The following is a 19,652-nucleotide window of genomic DNA, read 5'->3' as shown; positions in this document are numbered from 1 at the left end:
GCCGCCGACCGGATCGTCCGCTCGGGCGCGCACCTGGCCGGTCGACGGACGGAGCTCCGCAGCGAACGGCTGGCAGACTGGCCCGCATGAGCATCCACCTGCTGGGCGGCGGCTGGGCCGACGACGAGTCGCGCTGGACCGGCCGCTTCGTCGCCGAGGCCCGCGAGCGCGCCGAGGGCGCCCCCGTCATCGTCTGCGTGCTGTGGGCGAGGACCGAGTCGGAGGGCGCCGGCTGGCACGACGACTACGTCGACGACCTGACGAAGCTCGGCGCCGGCGAGGTGCGCATCGTGCAGCTCAGCCCCGAGCGGCAGTTGCAGCCGACCGACCTCGGCAACGCGGAGGGCATCTTCGTCGGCGGCGGGCTCACGCCCGGCTACCACGCCGCGATCATGCCGGCGGCCGACACGATCCGCGGCCTCGTCGCATCCGGCGTGCCCTACGCGGGCTTCTCGGCCGGCGCGATGATCGCCGGCGATGTTGCGCTGCTCGGCGGCTGGCGCATCGGCGGCGTGCCGGTGTGCGCCGAGACGAGCGGCGAGGGCCTCGACGAGGTGACGCTCGACGCGGGCCTCGGTCTCGTCGACCTCGTCGTCGACGTGCACGCCGCGCAGTACGGCACGCTCTCGCGGGCCGTCGCGATCGTGCACGCGGGGCTCGCCGAGCGGGTGGTGGCGATCGACGAGAACACCTCGCTCATCGTCGGCTCCGGCGGGCTGCAGGTCGCGGGCGACGGCTCCGTCTGGACCGCCGACCGCGCCGGCGACACCGACCGCGTCGCCGTCGGCGTGCTGGCCGCATGACGGCGCGGCCGCTCGCCGAGCTGATCGACCCGGGGTGGGCGGATGCGCTCGCGGGCGTCGAGGAGGTCGTGCACGGCCTCGGCGAACGGCTGCGCGCGGAGGCCGCCGAGGGGCGGCCGTGGCTGCCCGCGGGCGACGCGGTGCTGCGCGCGTTCGCGCAGCCGATGGACGACGTGAAGGTGCTGATCGTCGGCCAGGACCCGTACCCGACGCCGGGGCACCCGATCGGGCTGTCGTTCGCGGTCGAGCGGCACGTGCGCCCGCTGCCGCGCTCGCTGCAGAACATCTACCGCGAGCTGCGCGACGACCTGGGCCACGAGCCGGCCGCCCACGGCGACCTGACCGCGTGGAGCGAGCAGGGCGTGCTGCTGCTGAACCGCGTGCTCACGGTCGGCGCGGGCGCGCCCGCCTCGCACCGCGGCTGGGGCTGGGAGCAGGTGACCGAGGCCGCGATCCGCGCGCTCGTCGCCCGCCGGCGCCCCGACGGCTCGCGCGCGCCGCTCGTCGCGATCCTGTGGGGTGCGCAGGCGCAGTCTCTCGCGCCGCTCCTCGACGACGTGCCGACGATCGCGTCCCCGCACCCGTCGCCGCTGAGCGCGAGCCGCGGCTTCTTCGGCTCGCGGCCCTTCTCGCGCGCCGACGCCGCGCTCGCGGCGCAGGGAGCGGCGCCGGTCGACTGGCGCATCCCGGCCGAGGCCGAGGCGGCCGGCTGATGCTGCCCGAGGAGTACGAGCGCCGCCGCCGCCTGCCCCGCCACCTGCGCGACCCCGAGCACCGCGACCCCGACTTCGCCTTCCGCATCCGGCCCGCCGAGGCGGCCGACCTGCCGGCGATCCGCGACATCTACCGCCACTTCGTGCTCAACTCGACGGTCACCTTCGACGAGCGGCCGAAGACGCTCGGCCAGTGGCGGCGCACGCTGCGGGAGACGGGCGAGCTGCGGCTGCCGTTCCTCGTGGCCGAGAGCGCGACCGGCACGGTGCTCGGCTACGCGCTGACGCAGCCGTGGAAGCAGCGCAGCGCCTACCGCTACACGGTCGAGTCGTCGGTCTACCTCGCGCCGGCGGCCGCCGGCCGCGGCCTCGGCCGCGCCCTCATGGAGGCGCTCATCGAGGCGACCCGCGAGCGCGGCGTGCGCGAGATGATCGCGGTGATCGCCGATCAGGGGGCGGATGCGTCGATCGCGCTGCACGAGCGCCTCGGCTTCGAGGAGATCGGGCGGATGGGCCGGGTCGGCGTGAAGTTCGGGCGCGAGCTCGGGATCGTGCTGCTGCAGAAGTCGTTGCGCAAGCGGCGCTGAGGGTAGCCGCAGGGTTCCGTAACAGCGATTGCGAACGCCGGTCGCGGCGGAGGATGCTGACGCTGAGCGGCGGTGCACCACCGCTGCAGGAAGGTCGTCGCCATGGCCGTCGCGCAGCATCGAGCCCCCACCGTCTTCGCCGTGCCGACCGGGTGGGCGGTCGCCGCCGCGCTCGGCGCGGGCGTGCTCATCGGCGTCCTGCTCGGGGTGCTGTTCTCGCCCGACGCGCAGGGCCTGCAGGTCGGCGTCACGTACGGCGCGATCCTCGGGCTGCCCGCGGCGGTCGCCGTCGTCTTCTCGCGCAGGTCGATGCAGCAGGGCACCCACCTGTGGATGCTCGCCCTCGTCGCGGTGGCCTCGGTCGCGATCATGGCGGCGCTGCTGTTCGCGCTCTCGCAGCTGAGCCTCGCGATGGCGCCGGCGGGCCTCGTGCTCGGCGCCGCGACCGCGATCGTGGCGCTGCTGGTCGGGCTCTGGACGGCGCACCGCAGCGCGTAGGCGCGACGCGGGCCGCGCTCGCCGCGGCGGCCGCTCGCGCCTCGCCGGCGGGCATGGCCGCGCCACAGCGGCCCGCGGGAGACTGAGCGCACCATGCACCGCACCCTCGTCTGGCTCGCCGCGCTCGTGCTGGCGCTGCCGCCGCTCGTCATCGCCGCGAGCTGGGCGGTGCTCGCGCCCGAGCTGCCGAGCCGCATCGCGACCCACTGGTCCGACGCGGGGGTCGCCGACGGCGTCTCGGAGACGACGCCGATGGGCATCGGGCTGCTCGCCGCGACCGGGGCGATGCTCGTCGCGGCGCTCGTGCTCGCGGCGCTGCGCATCGACGACGGGGCGCGTGCCGTGGTGCTGTCGATCATGGCCGGCGTCAGCGCCATGCTCGCGGCCGCCTGGGTGATCTCGGCGGTGACGACGATCGAGGCGGGCAGCGCCGAGCAGGCGGTGCTCGGGCCGTGGCTCGCGCTGCTCCTCGGCTCGGTGCTCCTGCTCGTGGTGCCGTGGCTCATCCACCCTCGCGGCGAGGTGCGGGTGCGCGACACCGATCCGCCGCTGCCGCTCGAGCCGACCGACGCCGAGGGCTGGAGCGCCGACGCGCAGTCGCCCGCATTCTTCCTGCTCGGCATCGCGCTGCTCCTCGGCGGCATCCTCGCGGCGCTGCTGCTCCCGCTCGGCGACGGGCCGGTGGCGCGGGTGCTGCTCGCGCTCGTGCTGCTGCTCGCGGCCGCGGTGGTGATCGGCATCGCCCGCATCCGCGTCGTCGTCGACGCGGACGGGCTGCGCGTGCGCAGCGCCCTGCTCGGCTTCCCGCTGCGGCGCATCCCGACCGCGCGCATCCGCGTCGCCGAGGCGAGGCTCGTCGAGCCGCTGCACTGGGGCGGATGGGGCTACCGGGGCCTGCCGGGGCACGTGGCGGTCGTGCTGCGGCGCGGCCCGGGCATCGTCGTCACCACGCGCGAGGGCGCGCGCTTCGCCGTCACCGTCGACGGAGCCCAGGTGGGCGCGGCGGTGCTGGCCGGCGTCGTCGCCCGGCACCGCGCGGGGGAGCGCGAGGCCGACGACGGGCCGTGGGCGCAGCCCGAGCCGTGAGCGTCGGCGCGCCGTGTCGGTGCGCGGTGCCACGATGGACGGCATGACGGAGTTCGAGACCTGGCGGGCGTCGCGGGAGCAGGCAGACGTGAGCGCAGCGGCGGCGGCCGCGGCCGACGACGTGCGCGCGACGGTCACCGACCTGGGCCCCGGCTTCTGGATGGTGTCGGTCGCGGGCGCCACGCGCGGCTTCATCACGCAGATCGAGGTGAAGGGCGGGGTGCGCTTCGAGGCGCGCCTGCGCCACGTGAACCCCGGCCAGGGCACGCGCATCGGCGAGTACTGGGAGATCGAGAAGGCGGTGCTCGCGATCCTCGCCGAGCCGTCGCGGGTCGTCGGCCGCGACCCGTTCCGCGAGCTGACGAACTACGCGACCCGCGACGAGATGCGCGAGCGCACCGAGCGCAGGCGCCTGCAGCGGCGCGCGGGCAGGTACTTCGGGTGAGCGCGCTCCACGAGCTGGGCGCCCTCGACCTCTGGCGGCTCCTCCACGCGCGCGACGTGAGCGCCGTCGAGGTCGCGCAGCACTTCCTCGAGCGCATCGAGCGCGTCGACGACGCGCACGCCTTCGTGCACGTCGACGCCGAGCTCGCGCTCGCCCGCGCCCGAGCCGTCGACGACGCAGACGACCGCACCGGGCTCATCCACGGACTGCCCTTCGCCGACAAGGACCTCACGCAGCGCGCCGGGCAGCCGGCGACGTTCGCGAGCCGCTGGATGGCCGGCAACGTCGCCGACGCGACCGACCCGGTCGCGTCGGTGCTCGACGACGCGGGCGGCGTCACGCTCGGCCGCACCGCCGCGCCCGAGCTCGGCTTCGCCGGCTACACCCGCTCGGCGCTGCACGGGCCCACGACGCTGCCGGGCCATCCCGGGCTCCATGCGGGCGGCTCCTCGGGCGGCGCCGCGGCGGCCGTCGCGCAGGGGCTGCTGCCGTTCGCGCCCGGCTCCGACGGCGGCGGCTCCATCCGCATCCCGGCCGCCACGTGCGGTCTCGTGGGGCTGAAGCCCACCCGCGGCCGCATCCCCGCGCAGGGCGGCGTCGGCACGATCGGCGGGCTCGTCACCGCCGGCGCGATCGCGCGCTCGGTCATCGATGTCGCGCTCCTGACCGACGCGCTCATCGGCCGCGTCAACGGCGTCGCGCCGCACGGGCTCACGCTCCGCGCGCCCGAGCGCGACGACGGCTCGCTGCTCGCCGGGGCGGTGCGCGGCGAGGGGCGCTACCGCATCGCGGTCATGACCGGCGGCACGCCCTGGGACGAGACCGACGACATCCGCATCTCGCCCGAGGCCACGGCCGCCGTCGACGCGACCGTCGCGGCGCTGACCGCCTTCGGGCACGAGGTGGGCGAGGTGGCGCTGCCGGATGCGTCGGGGTACCCCGAGGCGTTCACGGCGCTCTGGCGAGGCGGTGCGGCAGCCGCGCCCATCGCGCGCGAGCGCCGGCACCTGCTCGAGCCGCTCGCGCGCTGGATCGTCGAGACGAGCGACGGGCTCACCGCCGGCGGGCTCGCGCGGGCCCAGCTGTGGGCGACCGCCTTCGAGCGGCGCGTGCTGGCGGCGTTCGCGCCGTGGGACGCCGTGCTCACGCCGGCGACGGCGCTCACGCCGCGCCCCCTCGACTGGTACCCGGAGGACGGCGAGGCCGACTTCCGGCACCAGGTGCTCCACACCCCGCACACGTCGTTCGTCAACGTGACGGGGCTGCCGGCGATCGCGCTGCCGGTGCACCGCACCACCGAGGGGCTGCCGATGGGCGTGCAGCTGATCGGCAGGCCGGGGGAGGAGGCGACGCTGCTCGCCATCGGCCGCCAGCTCGAGCGGCGCATCCCCTGGACGCAGCGCGTCGTCGACGCGATGCGGCCCTAGGCCGGGGGCTCGACCGGGCGGCCGCCTGTGCGCCTGGCGGCGCGCCCGCCAGGTCGTCGCGCCGGCTTCGGCAGGTAGCCGCCCTTCACGAGGTCCGCCTCGATCTCGAAGCGGTTGCGCAGGCCGTCCTGGCCGGCGGCGAGGTACATCGGGATGAACCACAGCCCGTAGCGCTCCCACTGGCGCCGGTGCACGTCCTCGTGCTCGAGGATCTCGGGCGAGAGGGCGCTGCGGGTGAGGAAGGTCGCGCCGATCGTCGTGCCGCCGCGGCCGAAGGCCCACGTGGGCAGCCCCGAGATGACGGTGAGCTCGCCCACCTGCCGCTCCTCGCCGCCGAGCAGCCGACCCCAGAGGCGCGCCGCGCGCGTCGCGAAGCGGTGCCCGGCGCGCGCCACCGGCGGCGCCGTGAGCGCCCGGAGCGCGGGCCCCGAGGCCGAGCGGCCGAGCGCGCCGATCGCGGCCCCGACCGCGCGGAGCGGGCCCGGTCGCGAATCTGCCATGCGGCCGACGATAGCGCCCGGATACGCTGGGTGCATGCGCCAGGAGCCGTACGGCCACACCCCTGGGACGCCCCTCAGGATCGCGATCGTGTCGATGCACACGTCGCCGGCCGACCGCCCGGGGAAGGGCGACGCGGGCGGGCTGAACGTGCTCGTGCTCGAGAGCGCGATGGCGCTCGCCGGCCGCGGCAACCACGTCGACGTCTTCACCCGCTCGGTCGGCGCCCCGCACGCGCACTCGCTCGCGCCCGGCGTCACGCTCTACGCGCTCGAGACGGGCGGCGGCATCGTGCGCAAGCATGAGCTGCCCAACCTCGCCGACGCCTTCGGCGACCAGCTCCAGCGCGCGGCGCTCGCGGCGACGGATCCGTACGACGTGATCCACGCGCACTACTGGCTCTCCGGGCTCGCGGCGCTGCCCGTCTCGCTCTCGCTCGGCATCCCGATCGTGCAGACGTTCCACACGCTCGCCGAGGAGAAGAACCGCCGCCTCGCCGACGGCGACCGGCCCGAGCCCGAGCGCCGCCTCCTCACCGAGCGGTACCTCGCGAGCGAGGTCGACGCGATCGCAGCCGTCTCGCGCGCCGAGATCGACGTGCTGTGCGACGGCGTCGGCGCACCCGCCGAGCGCGTCTGGCTCGTACCGCCCGCGGTCGACACGACCGTCTTCCACCCCGCGCCCGTCTCCTCGCGCGAGGCGGTGCGCGCACGGCTCGGGGTGCGCGCCGACGACGGGCTCGTCGTGTGCGTCGGCCGGGTGCAGGCGGCGAAGGGCCAGGACCTCGCGGTGCGGATGCTGCCGCACCTGCCGGGCGCGGTGCTCGTGCTCGCGGGCGACGCGACGCCCGGCTCGGAGCGCTACCTCGAGTCGCTGCACGACCTCGCGCGCGAGCTCGGCGTCACCGACCGCGTCCGTCACATCGGCAGCCTCGAGCGGCCGGCGCTCGCGCAGCTGCTCGACGCGGCCGACGTCGTCGTGGTGCCCAGCCGCACGGAGTCGTTCGGCCTGGTGCCGCTCGAGGCCGCCGCGAGCGGCACCCCGGTCGTCGCGGCGCGCGTGGGGGGCCTCATGGAGTCGGTCATCGACGGCGAGACGGGCGTGCTCGTCGACGGGCGCGACCCGGCCGAGTGGGCGGAGGCGGTGGGCGCGATCCTCGACGATGTCGACCTGCAGCTCGAGTTCGGCCTCGCCGGCCGCCGCGCCGCGAGCCGCCGCGACTGGCAGGACGTCGCGCACGAGCTCGAGGACGTCTACCGCGCGACCGCGGCGGCGCGGGCGCTGTAGCAGGTCGGCGCGCTGCAGCGCCGCCGTCCGGCGTCAGCTCCCCTCGAACGCGACGGGTGTCCCCGTCAGGTACGACTCCGCGGCGCGCCGCGCATCGCCGGTCGCGGCGAGCCGCTGCACGGCGGGCAGCAGCCCGGCCACCGCATCCGTCGTCGCCGGCTGCGCCGCCCGGGCGGCGGCGAGCGTCGCCTGCACCGCGAGCGGCGCCTGCGCCGCGACGCGCTCGGCGAGCGCGAGCGCGCGCTCGAGCTCGGTGCCGTGGGGCACGACCTCCTGCACGAGCCCGATCCGCAGCGCCTCGGCGGCGTCGAAGCGGTCGCCGGTGAGCATCCAGCGCATGGCGTCGCCCCAGCCGAGCCGCGGGAAGCGCACCGTCGCGCCGCCGAAGGGCATGATGCCTCGCGCCACCTCGAGCTGCGCGAAGACCGTCGAGTCGGCGGCCACGACCACGTCGCTCGCGAGCGCGAGCTCGATGCCGAGCGTGAAGCACGTGCCCTGCACCGCGAGCACGACGGGCTTCGACACCGGCCGCGTCTGCAGGCCCCACGGGTCGAGCCCGCCCTCGGGCACGAGCTCCGGCCTTCCGGTCGCGATCCGAGGCGCGATGTCGGCGAGGTCGAGGCCGGCGGTGAAGTGGTCGCCCGCGGCCGAGACGACGCCGACCCGCAGCGCCGGGTCGCGGTCGAGCTCGCCGTACGCGAGCGCGAGCTCGTGCAGCATGCGCTGGTCGGCGGCGTTGCGCTTGCCGACCCGATCGAGCCGGATGTGGAGGATGGGTCCGCGCCGCTCGAGGGCGACGCGCGGTGTCGTGTCGGTCACGCCGTCAACCTAGCCCGGGCAGGCGAGGAGGGTGCGGACCATCGTCCGCCCCCTCCAAGGCCGTGCGCGCGAGCGCGCGATCAGCGGTCGACGACCTCCGCCTCGACGTGGTCGCCCGCGCCCTGCGAGCCGCCCTGCGAGCCGCCGAGGGCCGCGTTGGCGCCGGAGCCCAGCTGCCCCTGCGCGCCGCCGTGCTTGAGCGCGGCGAGGCGCGCCTCGATCTCGGTCTCGCGACCGACGTCCTCGAGCGCCTCGAACTGCGCGTCGAGCGTCGAGGCGGCGAGCTCCTGCTGGCCCATGACCTTGGCCTCCTCGCGACGGATCTTCTCCTCGAATCGGCCGATCTCGCTCGTGGGGTCGAGGATGTCGATCGACTTCACCGCGTCGTGCACCTGCGACTGCGCGTCGGCGACCTTGGCGCGCGCGATCAGCTCGGAGCGCTTCGACTTCAGCTGGTCGAGCTTGCCCTTCATCGTCTCGAGGCCGGTCTTCAGCTTGTCGACGACCTCGTTCTGCGACTGGATCGACGGCTCGGCAGCGCGGGCCTCCGACTCCGACTGCATCTGCTTGCCGATGGCGACCTTGGCGAGGTTGTCGAACTTCGCCGCGTCGGCCGGGTGCTCGGCGCGCATCTCGTCGGCGCGCTGCGAGGCGGCGAGCGCCTTGCGGCCCCAGTCCTCGGCGGCGCGCACGTCCTCCTGGTAGTCCTGCTCCTGCAGGCGCAGGTTGCCGATGGTCTGGGCGATGGCGGCCTCGGCCTCGGCGATCGAGTTCGTGTAGTCGCGAACCATCTGGTCGAGCATCTTCTCGGGGTCCTCGGCCTGGTCGAGGAGCGCGTTGATGTTGGCCTTCGCGAGCTGCGCGATGCGGCCGAGGATGGACTGCTTGGACATGGTGTTCCTTCCTGCGGGTGCCGCCTGAGCGGCCGGTCGTCGTGTGATGGACAGTGGTGTGGGATGCGCTGCGCGGCCCGGGCGGGCCGGCGTCAGTCGCCGAAGGAGCCGCCTCCGCCGCCGAAGCCGCCGCCTCCGCCGCCGAAGCCGCCCCCGAAGAAGCCGCCGCCTCCGCCGCCGAACGAGCCGCCGCCGCCGGAGAAGAGGTCGCCGAGGCCGCCGCCCCCGCCGCCGGAGCCGTCCGCGAAGGGGTCGCTGTACTGGCCGGGCGCAGCGCCGCCGGCGTGGCCGCCGCCCGAGAGCATGTCGCCGAGGATGTAGCCGAGCAGGCCGCCCGTGAGCATGTCCTGCCCGCGCCCGCCCTGGCGGTAGTAGGGGTTGCGGGGCTGGCCGCCCCAGCCGCCGACGTCGCCCGAGGCATCCTGCATCGCCTGCTCGGCGTGCTCGGAGGCCGCCTGCGCGTACTGCGCGGCCGTGTGCGGGTCGGCCTCGCGGAGCCGCAGCGCCTGCGCGAGCTCCTGCTGCGCGGTCGAGAGCAGCTGGCGCGCGTGCATGCCGACGCCGATGCGGCGGGTGTGGATGAAGTCCTCGGCGCGGTCGATGTTGGCGCGCGCCGACTCGATCCAGCGATCCAGCGTCATCTGCTGCCGCTGCACCTGCGCGCCGCCCTCGCGCAGCTGGCCGGCCGCCTCGTCGAGGCGCTGGTTGGCGCGCTGCAGGTTGCTCAGCACGGTGAGCGTGTCGGTGGGGCGCCGCTGGGCGATGGCCACCTGCTCCTCGACGTGGTGGATGAGCGGGGCCAGGTCGATCGTCGACGTGCTGCGGAGCGTCTTGGCCGCCGCGATGTCGCCGATGGAGTCCTGCACGAGCTCGCCGAGCTGCTGCCTCGAGTGCTCGAGGTCGCGCTCGGCGCGCTCGACCGCGGCGAGCAGCCCGGAGGCCTGCGCGAGGGCAGCCTCGGCGGCGTGCACGGCGAGCGCGGCGTTGGCGCCGTTGCCCGCCTGCACGGCGTCGCGGCCGGCCGCGAGCGACTGGTCGATGTTGGGCAGCTGCCGCTCGGCGCCGGCGATGTTCTCGCGCACGGGGTCGATCGAGGCGCCCGAGTGCAGGTCGTCGAGCCGGTCGAGGATCTGCCGCGCGCTCGCGATGCGGCCGTCGAGCGCCCGCCTCGACTGCGCGACCGTCTCGAGCACCTGGGGCGCGTTCTGCTCGAGGTTGCGCAGCTGCTCGAAGGAGGTGGCGTGGCTCGCGAGCTCGCGGCCCGCGCCCTCGGTGATCTGCAGGATGCGGCTCGACCAGTCGTGGCGCTCCTGGTCGCTGTCGGGGAACGCGTCGTCGAGCTGCTGCTGCAGCCCGAAGGCCTCCGCGAGCCCGCCCTTCGCCTTCTCGAGCGCCTGCCGGTAGGGCGCGACGGCCTCCTCGCCGAACTGCGCGTTCGCGAATGCGAGCTCCTGCTCGCTCTGCTGCACGGTGTCGTCGAGCTGCACGAGCGCGATGTCGGCGCGCTGCTTGAGCTCCTCGAGGCTCAGCTGCTGCTGCTGCACGGCGGCCTGCTCGCCGCGGCGCTTGCGGTTCGCGCGCACGCCGCGCGAGATCGCCCACGCGCCGCCGCCGACGACGGCCGCGCCGCCGACGAGCGCCACGACCGGCCAGACGGCCGAGCCGTCGACGTTGACGTCGGTGCCCCCGTCCCCGCCGCCCTCGTTCGCCGCGATCTGGTCGCTGAACTGCGTGATGCCGCCGGCGAAGTCGCCCGAGTTGAGGGCCGGCAGCAGCACGCCCTGCAGCGCGTCGTTCACCTGGGAGGTGTCGCGCGGGAAGCCGTTCGCGACCGAGTAGGCGTACTGCCCGTCGTCGACCGCGATCGCGAGCAGCATCGACGACTGGTCGAGCCCGCTCTGCTCGGCGCTCGTGTTGGCCCACTCGTCGCGCGCCATGCCGTCGAAGGAGTCGACGAAGACCGCGTACACGTCGGCGTCGCTCTCGGCATTGTTGCGCTCGAGGTGCTCGGCGATCTCGGCGGCGTCGGCCGAGAGCTGCCCGGTCGTGTCGACGAAGACGTCGCCGCCCAGGTCGACGGGCGCCTCGGTGGCGAGCGAGCCGGCAGAGAGCCCCAGGAGCCCGGCGGCACCGAGTGCCACCACCGCGAACGGGCGGACGATCCGGACCTGCATCTGCGCTCCCTTGCGGCCGGCCTGTCGGGCTGCCGACTCGGCGCGAGTCTAGCCAGCGGATCTGGCCGCGAGCCTGGGAGATCGCGCCGACGGTGGCGCTCTCAGCGAACGTCCTCCCAGGGCTCGCCCACGACCGCGACCGGCGCCGACCCGTCGAGCGCGACGAGCGCGACGGGGGAGGGGCCGGATGGCGTCCCGGGCCCGCACGCGTCGGCCGCGAGCACGCCGGTGGTCACCCCGAGCACTCCCGCGGCGCCGCCCGCCAGGCGCGCGTCCTGCTCGGTGGTGCCGGCCGTCGCTCGCGCGACGCCGCCGTCGACGACGAGCGCGTCGACGTCGACGAACGTCGCGACGGCGGCCGTGAGCCCCGCGCCCCGCGCCTCGACCCGACCCGGGGGCACCACCGACGCATCCGCCGGGTCCTCGAGGAACCGGAGCGCGAGGCCCACGTCGCCGGCGCGGGTGAGCCCGCACAGCTCGATCGGCGCCGACTCCTCGGCGCCGGCACCGCTGTCGCCCGGCGCGCCCTCGGCCTCGGCGCTCGGCTGCGCCGCCTCGGGGGCCGCGCGGCCGTCGTCGCCTTCGCTGAGCACCGACGAGTCGCTGGAGGGCGACAGCGGCGTGAGCCCGGGCGTCACGAACGGCGCGACGATCAGCACGCCCGCGCCGGTCGCAGCGGCCGTGAGCGCCGCGACCTTCGGGCGGCGCCGCCGCTTCGCGCCGTCGATCGCGGCGGCCGCGTCGAGCCTCGCGCGCGGCGCGGGGATCTCCTGCAGCCGCCGCCGCAGCTCGTCGTCGCTCACGGCCTGCCCCTCTCGTCGCGCTGCCCGCGCTCCTGCTCCCGCTCGAGCATCCCGCGCAGCTTGCCGAGCGCATCCGACAGGTAGCGCTTCACCGCGCCCGCCGAGATGCCGAGCTCGGCGGCCACCTGCTCGACGGTGCGGTCCTCGTCGTAGCGCAGCACGACGCACGCGCGCTCGCGCGGCGTGAGCCGCTGCAGCCGGTGCGCCATGTCGAGCCGCTCTCCGGTGAGCGTCGAGCCCGAGTCGACCCGCTCGCGATCGACGACGAGCGGCGCGATCCGCCGCCACCGCTGGCCGCGCCGGGCGCGGTCGAGGAACCGGTTCGCGATCGCGCGCCGCACGTAGGCCTCGGCCTGCTCGACCTCGAAGCCGTTGCGCAGCCGGCCGAAGGTCGCCGTCAGGGCGTCCTGCACCATGTCGCGGGCCTCCTCCTCGTCACCGGTCAGGAGCATCGCGTAGCGCACGAGCGCCTCGCCGCGCTGGGCGACGAGCTCGGCGACGACCAGCTCCCAGCCGGCTGCCACGCGAGTCTCCCTCTGCTCTCTAGGACGAACGACGGCCGTCGACGGTTGGGGTCAGGCCTCGCGCGCCGGCGCGGCGTCGCGGTCGGCCACGCGCATGCGCTCGGCGAGGGCGGGGTGGGATGCGTCGAGGTGCGCGAGCACGGAGGCCCGGGTGCTGGCCGACTTGTTCTGGCTCATCTTCGACTTCGCGTCGAAGGAGCGCACGCGCAGCCGCAGCCCGACCGTCCCCATCGCCATGCCGCGATTGCCGTCGTCGTCGATGTCGAGCGCCACGCCGCCCTCGGGCGCGTACCGCGACTCGAAGTGCGCGACGAGCTTCCGGAGCGTGCGCATGTTCGCGTCCGCGTCGAGCACCTCGACGTCGCACGTCATGCTCGCCATCTCGAAGTTCCACGTAGGGATCTGCCCCGCATCGGCCCCGACGTACCACGACGGCGAGATGTACCCGTGCTCGCCCTGCGCGACCACGAGCATCCGGTGCTCGCCGGGCTCGAGCAGCCCGTGCAGACGCGCGTCGGCGCGGCCGAGGTGCGTCACGAGCACGAGCCCGTCGCCCTCGTGCTCGTCGTCGAGCAGCACGGGGGAGGGGGATGCGACGGGTCCGGACGCGGGATGCGACACCAGCAGCATCCACGCCGCGCGCGCGACGAGGTCGCGCACCTCGGCCTCGCCGATGCGGTAGAGCGGATTCGGCTGCATGCGCCCCATCCTCCACCACCCGCCGCGGAGAGGGGGCGCGCGCGCCGCGCGCGCCTCCTCGCCGCCCCTCCGCCGCCCATCCGCAGATATAGGGCCAACGGCTCGAATGCCGCCCCGATGAGCGCCACTGTCCCTGTATCTGCGCACGGTCTGCGCCGACGCAGGCATGCGCATCCGCCCGCGCCGCCGCGCGCGGCCGTCCACAGCTGCCGCCACCCTCCGCTCGCGCTGCGCGGAGCGCGCGGCATCCTGCGCGGATGCGCCCCTCGACCCCGCTCCCCGAGCCGTTCGATCTCGGCGCGTTCCGCGTCGGCGAGGCGCTCGACGAGGGCATCGGGCGCGGCCGACTGCGCGGCTCCGACCTCGAGGCGCCCTTCCGCGGCGTGCGATCGCGCCCCATCACCGACGTCCAGGCGCTCGCGCTCGCCTACGCGGCGGCGATGCCGTCGCACCAGCTCTTCGGCGGCATCACCGCCGCCCGGCTCTGGGGCCTCCCCATCGCCGAGCGGTGGTCGCGCGGCGAGCCGCTCGTCGTCGCCAGGCCGCATCGCACCGCGCCCAGCGTCGTGCCCGGCACGCGACACATCGCCTTCGACCCGTCGCGGCTGCGGTCCACCGAGCTCGAGGGGCTCCGGCTCCTCGGCCCGCTCGCGACCGCGATCACGCTCGCGCGCGAGCTGCCCCACGAGGCGCTCGTGCAGGTCGCCGATGCGCTGCTCACGCCGTCGCGCTCCTACCCGGGCCTGCGACTGGAGCGGAAGCCCGAGCGCGGCTATGCCACCCCACAGGAGCTCGACGACTTCATCGCTCGATGTGCGGGGCTGGCCGGGGTCGCGGCGCTGCGCGCTGCCGCGGCGGATGCGCGGGTCGGCGTCGACTCGAGGTTCGAGACGATCACGCGGCTGCTGATGGTCGAGGCGGGGCTGCCCGAGCCGGTCGTGCACCCGCCTGTCGTCGTCGACGGAGAGGAGTGGCACCCGGACCTCGGCTACCCGGAGCTGCGGATCGCGATCGAGTTCGAGGGCGACGGCCACCGCGACGAGCGGCAGTGGCACGTCGACATCGATCGCTACGCGCGCTTCGAGGCAGCCGGATGGACGACCGTGCGGGTCACGCGCAAGCACATGGCACGCCGTGGCGCGCACGTCGTGGAGCGCGTGCGCGCAGCGCGCGCCCGACGCGAGTGACGCATCCGCCCCCTCCGTGCTTCTCGGCCATCACAAATGCAGGGCCAGTGGCTCCGACCCTCGCGGGATGGGAGCCACTGGCCCTACATCTGCAGCGGGCGGCGCGGCCCGCGCGGCTCAGACCGCGACGGGCTGCTGCTGCGCGTGCTGCGCCTGCTGCACGTGCTCGAGGCGCCACCGCACGTGGTTCAGCTGGCGCACGAGGCCCGTGGGCAGCGCGCGGCCGAACTGGCCGAAGAAGGCCTCGACGTCGACGAGCTCCGACAGCCACGCCTTCGGGTCGATCTCGAAGAGCTCATCCATCACGGCCTCGTCGATGTCGAGCCCGTCGAGGTTCAGCGCGCCCTCGGCAGGCAGCACGCCCACGGCGGTGTCGACGCCCGGCGAGGTGCCGGCCACGCGGCCCGCGATCCACTCGAGCACCCGCGCGTTCTCGCCGAAGCCCGGCCACAGGAATCCGCCGTCCTCGTCGCGACGGAACCAGTTGACCGAGAAGATCTTGGGCGCGTGGCGGCCGAGGCGGTGCCCCATGTCGATCCAGTGCGTGAAGTAGTCGCCCATGTTGTAGCCGCAGAAGGGCAGCATCGCGAACGGGTCGCGGCGGATCTCGCCCACCGGGCCCTCGGCGGCGGCCGTCTGCTGGCTCGACACCGTCGCGCCGACGTAGACGCCGTGCTCCCAGTCGCGCGCCTGCAGCACGAGCGGCACCTGCGTCGGGCGGCGGCCGCCGAAGATGATCGCGTCGAGCGGCACGCCCTCGGGCGCGTCCCAGTCGGGCGCGATCGACGGCGCCTGCTCGGCGCGGACGGTGAAGCGGGCGTTGGGGTGGGCAGCCGGGCCGTTGGCCGGGTCGTAGGGGCGGCCCTGCCAGTCGATGAGGCCCTCGGGGACATCCTTCGTCATCCCCTCCCACCACACGTCGCCGTCGGGCGTCATCGCCACGTTCGTGAAGATCGTGTCGTGGTCCATCATCGCCATCGCGGTCGCGTTGGTGGCCTCGCTCGTGCCGGGCGCGACGCCGAAGAAGCCGTTCTCGGGGTTGATGGCCCACAGCCGCCCATCGGGTCCGGGACGCATCCAGACGATGTCGTCGCCGAGCGTCTCGACCGTCCAGCCGGGGATCGTCGGCTGCAGCATCGCGAGGTTGGTCTTCCCGCACGCGGAGGGGAAGGCGCCGGCCAGGTGGATCTGGCGGCCGTCGTCGTGCTTCATGCGCAGCAGCAGCATGTGCTCGGCGAGCCAGCCCTCGTCTCGTGCCTGCACCGAGGCGATGCGCAGCGCGAAGCACTTCTTCGCCAGCAGCGCGTTGCCGCCGTAGGCCGAGCCGAACGACCAGATCTCGCGGGTCTCCGGGAAGTGCGAGATGTAGCGCGTGGGGTTGCACGGCCACGGCACGTCCTGCTGGCCGTCGGCGAGCGGCGCGCCGATCGAGTGCACCGCCGGCACCCAGTCGCTCGTGCCGTGCATCGCCTCGAGCGCCGCCGTGCCGACGCGCGTCATGTAGTGCATGGATGCGACGACGTACGGGGAGTCGGTGATCTCGATGCCGAGCTTCGAGATCGGGCCGCCGACCGGTCCCATCGAGAAGGGAATGACGTACATCGTGCGGCCGCGCATGGCGCCGTCGAACAGGCCGCCGAGCACCTGCCGCATCGAGGCCGGGTCGCGCCAGTTGTTCGTGGGGCCGGCGTCCTCGGCGTCGTCGGCGCAGATGAAGGTGCGGTCCTCCATGCGGGCGACGTCGTCGGGGTTCGAGCGGGCGAGGTAGCTGCCGGGCCGCTTCGGCACGGGCACGATCGTGCCCGCCTCGAGCATGAGGTCGATGAGGCGCTGCAGCTCCTCCTGCGAGCCGTCGCACCAGACGATGTCGCGGGGCTCGGTGAGCTCGGCGACGCTCGCGACCCACGAGACGACGCCCGGGTCGGCGCCCTCGGGCGCGCCGACGCGCTTGGGCTTCACGGGCTTGGCGGATGCGCGAGTCGGGGCGGCGGGGAGGATCGTCATGGTTCGAGTCTCACCCGCGCCCGAGCCCCGAAGGCGAGCGAGAGCCAGAAGGAACCGCGCATTCTTCCTTTCGACGAAACTTGCGCCCCGAAGCGCCCCTCGCGGAGGTCATCGAGGCCGGTCGCGGCTCCCATGGCGAAGATTCGCCAGATGTTTCGTACACTGGTCGCATGGTCGACGCAGCAGTCCTCGGGCACCGCATCCGGCACTTCCGCACCGCCGCCGAGCTCACGCTCGACGCGCTGGGGGAGCGCATCGGGCTCGCGGGCAGCCAGCTCTCCCTCATCGAGAACGGGCACCGGGAGCCGAAGCTCAGCCACCTGCAGGCGATCGCCGAGGTGCTGCAGGTGCCCACCGCGCAGCTGCTCGACCCCGAGCCGCCGAGCGAGCGCTCCCGGCTCGAGCTCGACCTGCAGCGGCTGCAGGAGGGCGCGAGCTACAAGCGGCTCGGACTGCCGACCGTGCGCCCGACGCGCTCGATGGGCGACGACCAGCTGCGCGCGCTCGTCGGCCTGCACCGCGAGCTCGACCGCCGTGCCCGCGAGGCGATCGCCACCCCCGAGCAGGCTCGGCGCGACGCGACCGCGCTGCGGCTGCGCATGCGCGAGCAGGCAAACTCGCTGCCGCACATCGACGAGCTCGCCGACGAGCAGCTGCGGGCCGTCGGCTACGAGGGCGGCAGCCTCACGCACCGCACGGTGAGCGAGATGGCGGCGCGCCTCGGCTTCGAGCTCGTCTACGTCACCGACCTGCCGCACTCGACGCGCTCGGTCACCGATCTCGAGAACGGCCGCATCTACCTGCCGCCGGCCTCGATCCCGGGTGGCCACGGACTCCGCTCGATGGCGCTGCAGGCGCTCGCCCACCGGCTGCTCGGGCACCACGAGCCGCGCGACTACAGCGAGTTCCTGCAGCAGCGGCTCGAGATCAACTACTTCGCCGCCGCGACGCTCATGCCCCGGTCGCGCGCGATCGAGTACCTGCGCAAGGCGAAGAAGGAGCGGAACCTCGCGGTCGAGGACTTCCGCGACGCGTTCGGCGTCACGCACGAGACTGCGGCGATGCGCTTCACGAACCTCGCCACGACGCACCTCGACCTGCGCGTGCACTTCCTGCGGGTCGCCGAGGACGGCGCGCTCTCGCGCGTCTACGAGAACGACGGCATGCCCATCCCGGTCGACGCATCCGGCCACGCCGAGGGCCAGGTCGTGTGCCGCAAGTTCGCCGCCCGCAGCGCCTTCGAGCGCACATCGCGGACGACGGAGTTCTACCAGTACACCGACACGCCCGTGGGCACCTTCTGGTGCTCGACGCAGATCGGCGCGGGCACCGACGGCGAGTTCTCGATCTCGTTCGGCGTGCGGTTCGACGACGCGAAGTACTTCCGCGGCGCCCAGACGGCGTTCCGCCAGACCTCGACCTGCCCCGACGAGCGGTGCTGCGCCCGCCCCGACGACGCGCTGCAGCGGCGCTGGCGCAACAACGCGTGGGCGTCGGCGCGCATGCACCAGCACACGCTCGCGCCGCTGCCGTCGGGCACCTACCCGGGCGTCGACGACGCGGAGCTCTACGAGTTCCTGGAGCGGCACGCACCGGTGCTCTGACCCGGGCTCGAGGCTCTTGGCACGGCATCCTGCCCGGCCGTAGCCTGGAGGCGCCACGTCGACCGGAGGAGCCGACATGACCCGCGAGCAGCACGGACTCGATTCGCCCGACGAGACGCTGCGCCGCGGCGCGGCCCATCTCGCGAAGCTCCATCCCGAGCTCGAGCCGACCCTCATCGAGCGCATCGTCTTCGAGTCGCACGCGACGCTCGCCCGTGGGGCGCGCATCCGCACCCACCTCCCGGCGCTCGCGCTGAAGTTCGCCGCGGACCGCCTCAAGGCGCTGGAGGCGGGCGAGGGGCGCCGCGAGGATGGCGCGCCGCTGCGCGTGCTCGTCGAGTCGATCCGCAACGACGGCATCTCGCAGATGGCCGCCGCCTACCTCAACGCGCTGAGCGACGGGCGCGTCGAGGCGCTCTCGGCCGCCCTGAACCCCGCCGACGAGGTGCTGCGCACCGTCGTCGGGGTGATGGAGGAGGACGGCGTGCCGCTGACCGAGAGCTACCCGAAGCCCGTCACCGACGACGTCGCGCGGGCCGCCGACGTCATCATCACGATGCTCATCGACCACCCGTTCGAGCTGCAGCCCGAGCAGCAGGTGCTCTCGTGGGACTTCGACGACCCGGCCGGGCTCTCGACCGACGAGGTACGGCGCATCCGCGACCGCGTGCGGCGGCAGGTGCAGGAGTACCTCGACGCGCTGGAGGGCTAGGCGTCGCCGCCGGGCGGGCGCCAGCGGCTCAGCCGGCGAGCGCTCCCGCGAGGATGCCGGCGTAGGCCCGCTGCCCGGCCGCGTTCAGGTGGAAGCTGCGGTCGAAGGTCGCGACGCCCGAGACGAGGCCGCTGATCCAGCGGTCGCCGGTGTCGCACAGCCCGTGCCCGTCGAAGGCAGCCGTGACGTCGACGTAGGCGACGCCCGGGTCGCCGGTGCTCGTCGCGTAGAGGGCGACGCCGCCGGCGATGAGCGCGTTCACGCCGGTGATGGCCTGGTTGATCGCCCCGGCCTCGGCTGCGCTGAACGTCACGCGCGTGCCCTGGTAGGCGCCGACCGTGCAGGTGCCGCTCACGTCGCCGAACAGGTGCGGATAGCCGGTGACGAGGATCTGCGCGGCCGGCGCCTGCTGCCGGATCGCTCCGAGCAGCTGCGCGATGTCGAGCGGGAGCGAGGCGAGGTCGGCGGCGGCGGCCTGCACCGCGGCAGCGCAGGTCAGATCGCCGCCCGTAGCGCAGGCGAGCAGCACGCCCTGCCAGTCGGCGTCGTTCACGCCGACGGTCAGCGTCACGAGGCGCGTCGCCGGGCCGAGGTCGCCGAGCTGCCCGCTGAGCACGTCGGCGGTGCTCGCGCCCGCGCATGCGCTCGAGGCCACGCCGCCGAGGCTCGCGCCGAGGAGCTCGGGGTACGCCCTGGCCGAGCGCAGGCAGTCGGCGTCGAGGTAGGGCAGGTTGCCCGTGCCGGCCGCCTCGGAGTCGCCGAGCGCGACGTAGGCGGCGCCGTCCGGAGGCTCGACGGCGGATGCGGGTGTCGCCGCTGCGAGGAGGCCGAGGCCCAAGGTCATGGTCGCCAGGATCGCGAGCGCACGTCGTCGCATGGTCTGCCCCTT

At 74.7% G+C, this 19,652-nt stretch carries 20 protein-coding genes; 11 read left to right on the top strand and 9 right to left on the bottom strand.

Going from position 1 to position 19,652, the window contains the following annotated elements; genetic code table 11:
- Positions 1-86 precede the first annotated feature (86 nt).
- The 7 genes from AC1RNL_RS07215 to AC1RNL_RS07185 all read left to right on the top strand — a co-directional run bounded on the left by AC1RNL_RS07215 (position 87) and on the right by AC1RNL_RS07185 (position 5,559).
- Positions 87-803 carry a Type 1 glutamine amidotransferase-like domain-containing protein gene (locus tag AC1RNL_RS07215; RefSeq protein WP_492934844.1) on the top strand — a complete coding sequence of 239 codons (717 nt, stop codon included), beginning with the start codon at positions 87-89 and terminating at the stop codon, positions 801-803.
- A complete protein-coding gene (locus tag AC1RNL_RS07210; protein ID WP_492934843.1) occupies positions 800-1,516 on the top strand; it encodes a uracil-DNA glycosylase in 717 nt (238 codons plus the stop codon). Before AC1RNL_RS07215 ends, AC1RNL_RS07210 begins: the two co-directional genes overlap by 4 nt.
- Positions 1,516-2,103 (top strand): GNAT family N-acetyltransferase, encoded by a 588-nt coding sequence (locus tag AC1RNL_RS07205; RefSeq protein WP_146357187.1) that lies wholly within the window; start codon positions 1,516-1,518, stop codon positions 2,101-2,103. Before AC1RNL_RS07210 ends, AC1RNL_RS07205 begins: the two co-directional genes overlap by 1 nt.
- A gap of 102 nt (positions 2,104-2,205) precedes the next feature.
- Entirely contained in the window at positions 2,206-2,601 is a 396-nt protein-coding gene (locus AC1RNL_RS07200) for a hypothetical protein (protein WP_492934842.1), read from the top strand.
- A gap of 93 nt (positions 2,602-2,694) precedes the next feature.
- Positions 2,695-3,687: a hypothetical protein gene (locus tag AC1RNL_RS07195; protein ID WP_492934841.1), complete on the top strand. Its 993-nt coding sequence runs from the start codon at positions 2,695-2,697 to the stop codon at positions 3,685-3,687.
- 43 nt (positions 3,688-3,730) lie between these two features.
- Positions 3,731-4,132 (top strand): hypothetical protein, encoded by a 402-nt coding sequence (locus AC1RNL_RS07190; protein ID WP_492934840.1) that lies wholly within the window; start codon positions 3,731-3,733, stop codon positions 4,130-4,132.
- Positions 4,129-5,559 (top strand): amidase, encoded by a 1,431-nt coding sequence (locus AC1RNL_RS07185; protein ID WP_492934839.1) that lies wholly within the window; start codon positions 4,129-4,131, stop codon positions 5,557-5,559. The genes AC1RNL_RS07190 and AC1RNL_RS07185 overlap by 4 nt, the downstream gene beginning before the upstream one ends.
- On the opposite strand, the gene AC1RNL_RS07180 is transcribed toward AC1RNL_RS07185, so the two are convergent.
- Positions 5,556-6,059, bottom strand: coding sequence for a hypothetical protein (locus tag AC1RNL_RS07180; RefSeq protein WP_492934838.1), 504 nt, complete (start codon positions 6,057-6,059; stop codon positions 5,556-5,558). The genes AC1RNL_RS07185 and AC1RNL_RS07180 overlap by 4 nt on opposite strands.
- Positions 6,060-6,093: 34 nt before the next feature.
- Between AC1RNL_RS07180 and AC1RNL_RS07175 the strand changes: the two genes are divergently transcribed.
- Positions 6,094-7,344, top strand: coding sequence for a glycosyltransferase (locus tag AC1RNL_RS07175; protein ID WP_246990628.1), 1,251 nt, complete (start codon positions 6,094-6,096; stop codon positions 7,342-7,344).
- 33 nt (positions 7,345-7,377) lie between these two features.
- Here the strand turns inward: AC1RNL_RS07175 and AC1RNL_RS07170 are convergent, their stop codons facing one another.
- The 6 genes from AC1RNL_RS07170 to AC1RNL_RS07145 all read right to left on the bottom strand — a co-directional run bounded on the left by AC1RNL_RS07170 (position 7,378) and on the right by AC1RNL_RS07145 (position 13,256).
- Positions 7,378-8,163: a crotonase/enoyl-CoA hydratase family protein gene (locus tag AC1RNL_RS07170; protein ID WP_492934837.1), complete on the bottom strand. Its 786-nt coding sequence runs from the start codon at positions 8,161-8,163 to the stop codon at positions 7,378-7,380.
- 80 nt (positions 8,164-8,243) lie between these two features.
- Positions 8,244-9,056: a PspA/IM30 family protein gene (locus tag AC1RNL_RS07165; protein WP_364194690.1), complete on the bottom strand. Its 813-nt coding sequence runs from the start codon at positions 9,054-9,056 to the stop codon at positions 8,244-8,246.
- A 92-nt stretch (positions 9,057-9,148) separates the two neighbouring features.
- Positions 9,149-11,230, bottom strand: coding sequence for a TPM domain-containing protein (locus tag AC1RNL_RS07160; RefSeq protein ID WP_492934836.1), 2,082 nt, complete (start codon positions 11,228-11,230; stop codon positions 9,149-9,151).
- 101 nt (positions 11,231-11,331) lie between these two features.
- Positions 11,332-12,033 carry a hypothetical protein gene (locus AC1RNL_RS07155; protein WP_492934835.1) on the bottom strand — a complete coding sequence of 234 codons (702 nt, stop codon included), beginning with the start codon at positions 12,031-12,033 and terminating at the stop codon, positions 11,332-11,334.
- The gene (locus tag AC1RNL_RS07150) at positions 12,030-12,557 is read right to left on the bottom strand and encodes a sigma-70 family RNA polymerase sigma factor (protein WP_225792802.1); all 528 of its coding nucleotides are present in this window, start codon (positions 12,555-12,557) and stop codon (positions 12,030-12,032) included. Before AC1RNL_RS07150 ends, AC1RNL_RS07155 begins: the two co-directional genes overlap by 4 nt.
- A gap of 51 nt (positions 12,558-12,608) precedes the next feature.
- A complete protein-coding gene (locus tag AC1RNL_RS07145) occupies positions 12,609-13,256 on the bottom strand; it encodes an FMN-binding negative transcriptional regulator (RefSeq protein WP_492934834.1) in 648 nt (215 codons plus the stop codon).
- A 257-nt stretch (positions 13,257-13,513) separates the two neighbouring features.
- Here AC1RNL_RS07145 and AC1RNL_RS07140 point away from each other — a divergent pair, with 257 nt between their 5' ends.
- Positions 13,514-14,443: a putative endonuclease domain-containing protein gene (locus AC1RNL_RS07140; protein WP_492934833.1), complete on the top strand. Its 930-nt coding sequence runs from the start codon at positions 13,514-13,516 to the stop codon at positions 14,441-14,443.
- 117 nt (positions 14,444-14,560) lie between these two features.
- Here AC1RNL_RS07140 and AC1RNL_RS07135 read toward each other — a convergent pair whose 3' ends face one another.
- Positions 14,561-16,447 (bottom strand): phosphoenolpyruvate carboxykinase (GTP), encoded by a 1,887-nt coding sequence (locus AC1RNL_RS07135; protein ID WP_492934832.1) that lies wholly within the window; start codon positions 16,445-16,447, stop codon positions 14,561-14,563.
- Between the two features lie 170 nt (positions 16,448-16,617).
- On the opposite strand from AC1RNL_RS07135, the gene AC1RNL_RS07130 reads away from it, so the two are divergent.
- Both AC1RNL_RS07130 and AC1RNL_RS07125 read left to right on the top strand, forming a co-directional pair.
- Positions 16,618-18,051, top strand: a complete 1,434-nt coding sequence (locus AC1RNL_RS07130; RefSeq protein ID WP_492934831.1) for a helix-turn-helix domain-containing protein — start codon at positions 16,618-16,620, stop codon at positions 18,049-18,051.
- A gap of 76 nt (positions 18,052-18,127) precedes the next feature.
- Complete coding sequence (locus tag AC1RNL_RS07125; RefSeq protein WP_492934830.1) at positions 18,128-18,763, top strand: arsenate-mycothiol transferase ArsC; 636 nt, start codon at positions 18,128-18,130, stop codon at positions 18,761-18,763.
- Positions 18,764-18,791: 28 nt separating this feature from the next.
- Here AC1RNL_RS07125 and AC1RNL_RS07120 read toward each other — a convergent pair whose 3' ends face one another.
- Positions 18,792-19,640, bottom strand: a complete 849-nt coding sequence (locus AC1RNL_RS07120; RefSeq protein ID WP_492934829.1) for an SGNH/GDSL hydrolase family protein — start codon at positions 19,638-19,640, stop codon at positions 18,792-18,794.
- Between the last annotated feature and the right edge of the window lie 12 nt (positions 19,641-19,652).

The organism is Agrococcus sp. GW821-FHT14H11 (assembly GCF_058803545.1).
Note: the sequence above shows the minus strand (reverse complement) of the source record. Positions and strands in the feature narration are given on the sequence as shown.

Coding starts and splice junctions, on each gene's coding strand:
- AC1RNL_RS07135 (WP_492934832.1), bottom strand. CDS start 16,447: ATGACGATCCTCCCCGCCGCCCCGACTCGCGCATCCGCCAAGCCCGTG.
- AC1RNL_RS07175 (WP_246990628.1), top strand. CDS start 6,094: ATGCGCCAGGAGCCGTACGGCCACACCCCTGGGACGCCCCTCAGGATC.
- AC1RNL_RS07140 (WP_492934833.1), top strand. CDS start 13,514: ATGCGCCCCTCGACCCCGCTCCCCGAGCCGTTCGATCTCGGCGCGTTC.
- AC1RNL_RS07215 (WP_492934844.1), top strand. CDS start 87: ATGAGCATCCACCTGCTGGGCGGCGGCTGGGCCGACGACGAGTCGCGC.
- AC1RNL_RS07180 (WP_492934838.1), bottom strand. CDS start 6,059: ATGGCAGATTCGCGACCGGGCCCGCTCCGCGCGGTCGGGGCCGCGATC.
- AC1RNL_RS07195 (WP_492934841.1), top strand. CDS start 2,695: ATGCACCGCACCCTCGTCTGGCTCGCCGCGCTCGTGCTGGCGCTGCCG.
- AC1RNL_RS07210 (WP_492934843.1), top strand. CDS start 800: ATGACGGCGCGGCCGCTCGCCGAGCTGATCGACCCGGGGTGGGCGGAT.
- AC1RNL_RS07205 (WP_146357187.1), top strand. CDS start 1,516: ATGCTGCCCGAGGAGTACGAGCGCCGCCGCCGCCTGCCCCGCCACCTG.
- AC1RNL_RS07165 (WP_364194690.1), bottom strand. CDS start 9,056: ATGTCCAAGCAGTCCATCCTCGGCCGCATCGCGCAGCTCGCGAAGGCC.
- AC1RNL_RS07130 (WP_492934831.1), top strand. CDS start 16,618: ATGGTCGACGCAGCAGTCCTCGGGCACCGCATCCGGCACTTCCGCACC.
- AC1RNL_RS07200 (WP_492934842.1), top strand. CDS start 2,206: ATGGCCGTCGCGCAGCATCGAGCCCCCACCGTCTTCGCCGTGCCGACC.
- AC1RNL_RS07160 (WP_492934836.1), bottom strand. CDS start 11,230: ATGCAGGTCCGGATCGTCCGCCCGTTCGCGGTGGTGGCACTCGGTGCC.
- AC1RNL_RS07125 (WP_492934830.1), top strand. CDS start 18,128: ATGACCCGCGAGCAGCACGGACTCGATTCGCCCGACGAGACGCTGCGC.
- AC1RNL_RS07120 (WP_492934829.1), bottom strand. CDS start 19,640: ATGCGACGACGTGCGCTCGCGATCCTGGCGACCATGACCTTGGGCCTC.
- AC1RNL_RS07190 (WP_492934840.1), top strand. CDS start 3,731: ATGACGGAGTTCGAGACCTGGCGGGCGTCGCGGGAGCAGGCAGACGTG.
- AC1RNL_RS07145 (WP_492934834.1), bottom strand. CDS start 13,256: ATGCAGCCGAATCCGCTCTACCGCATCGGCGAGGCCGAGGTGCGCGAC.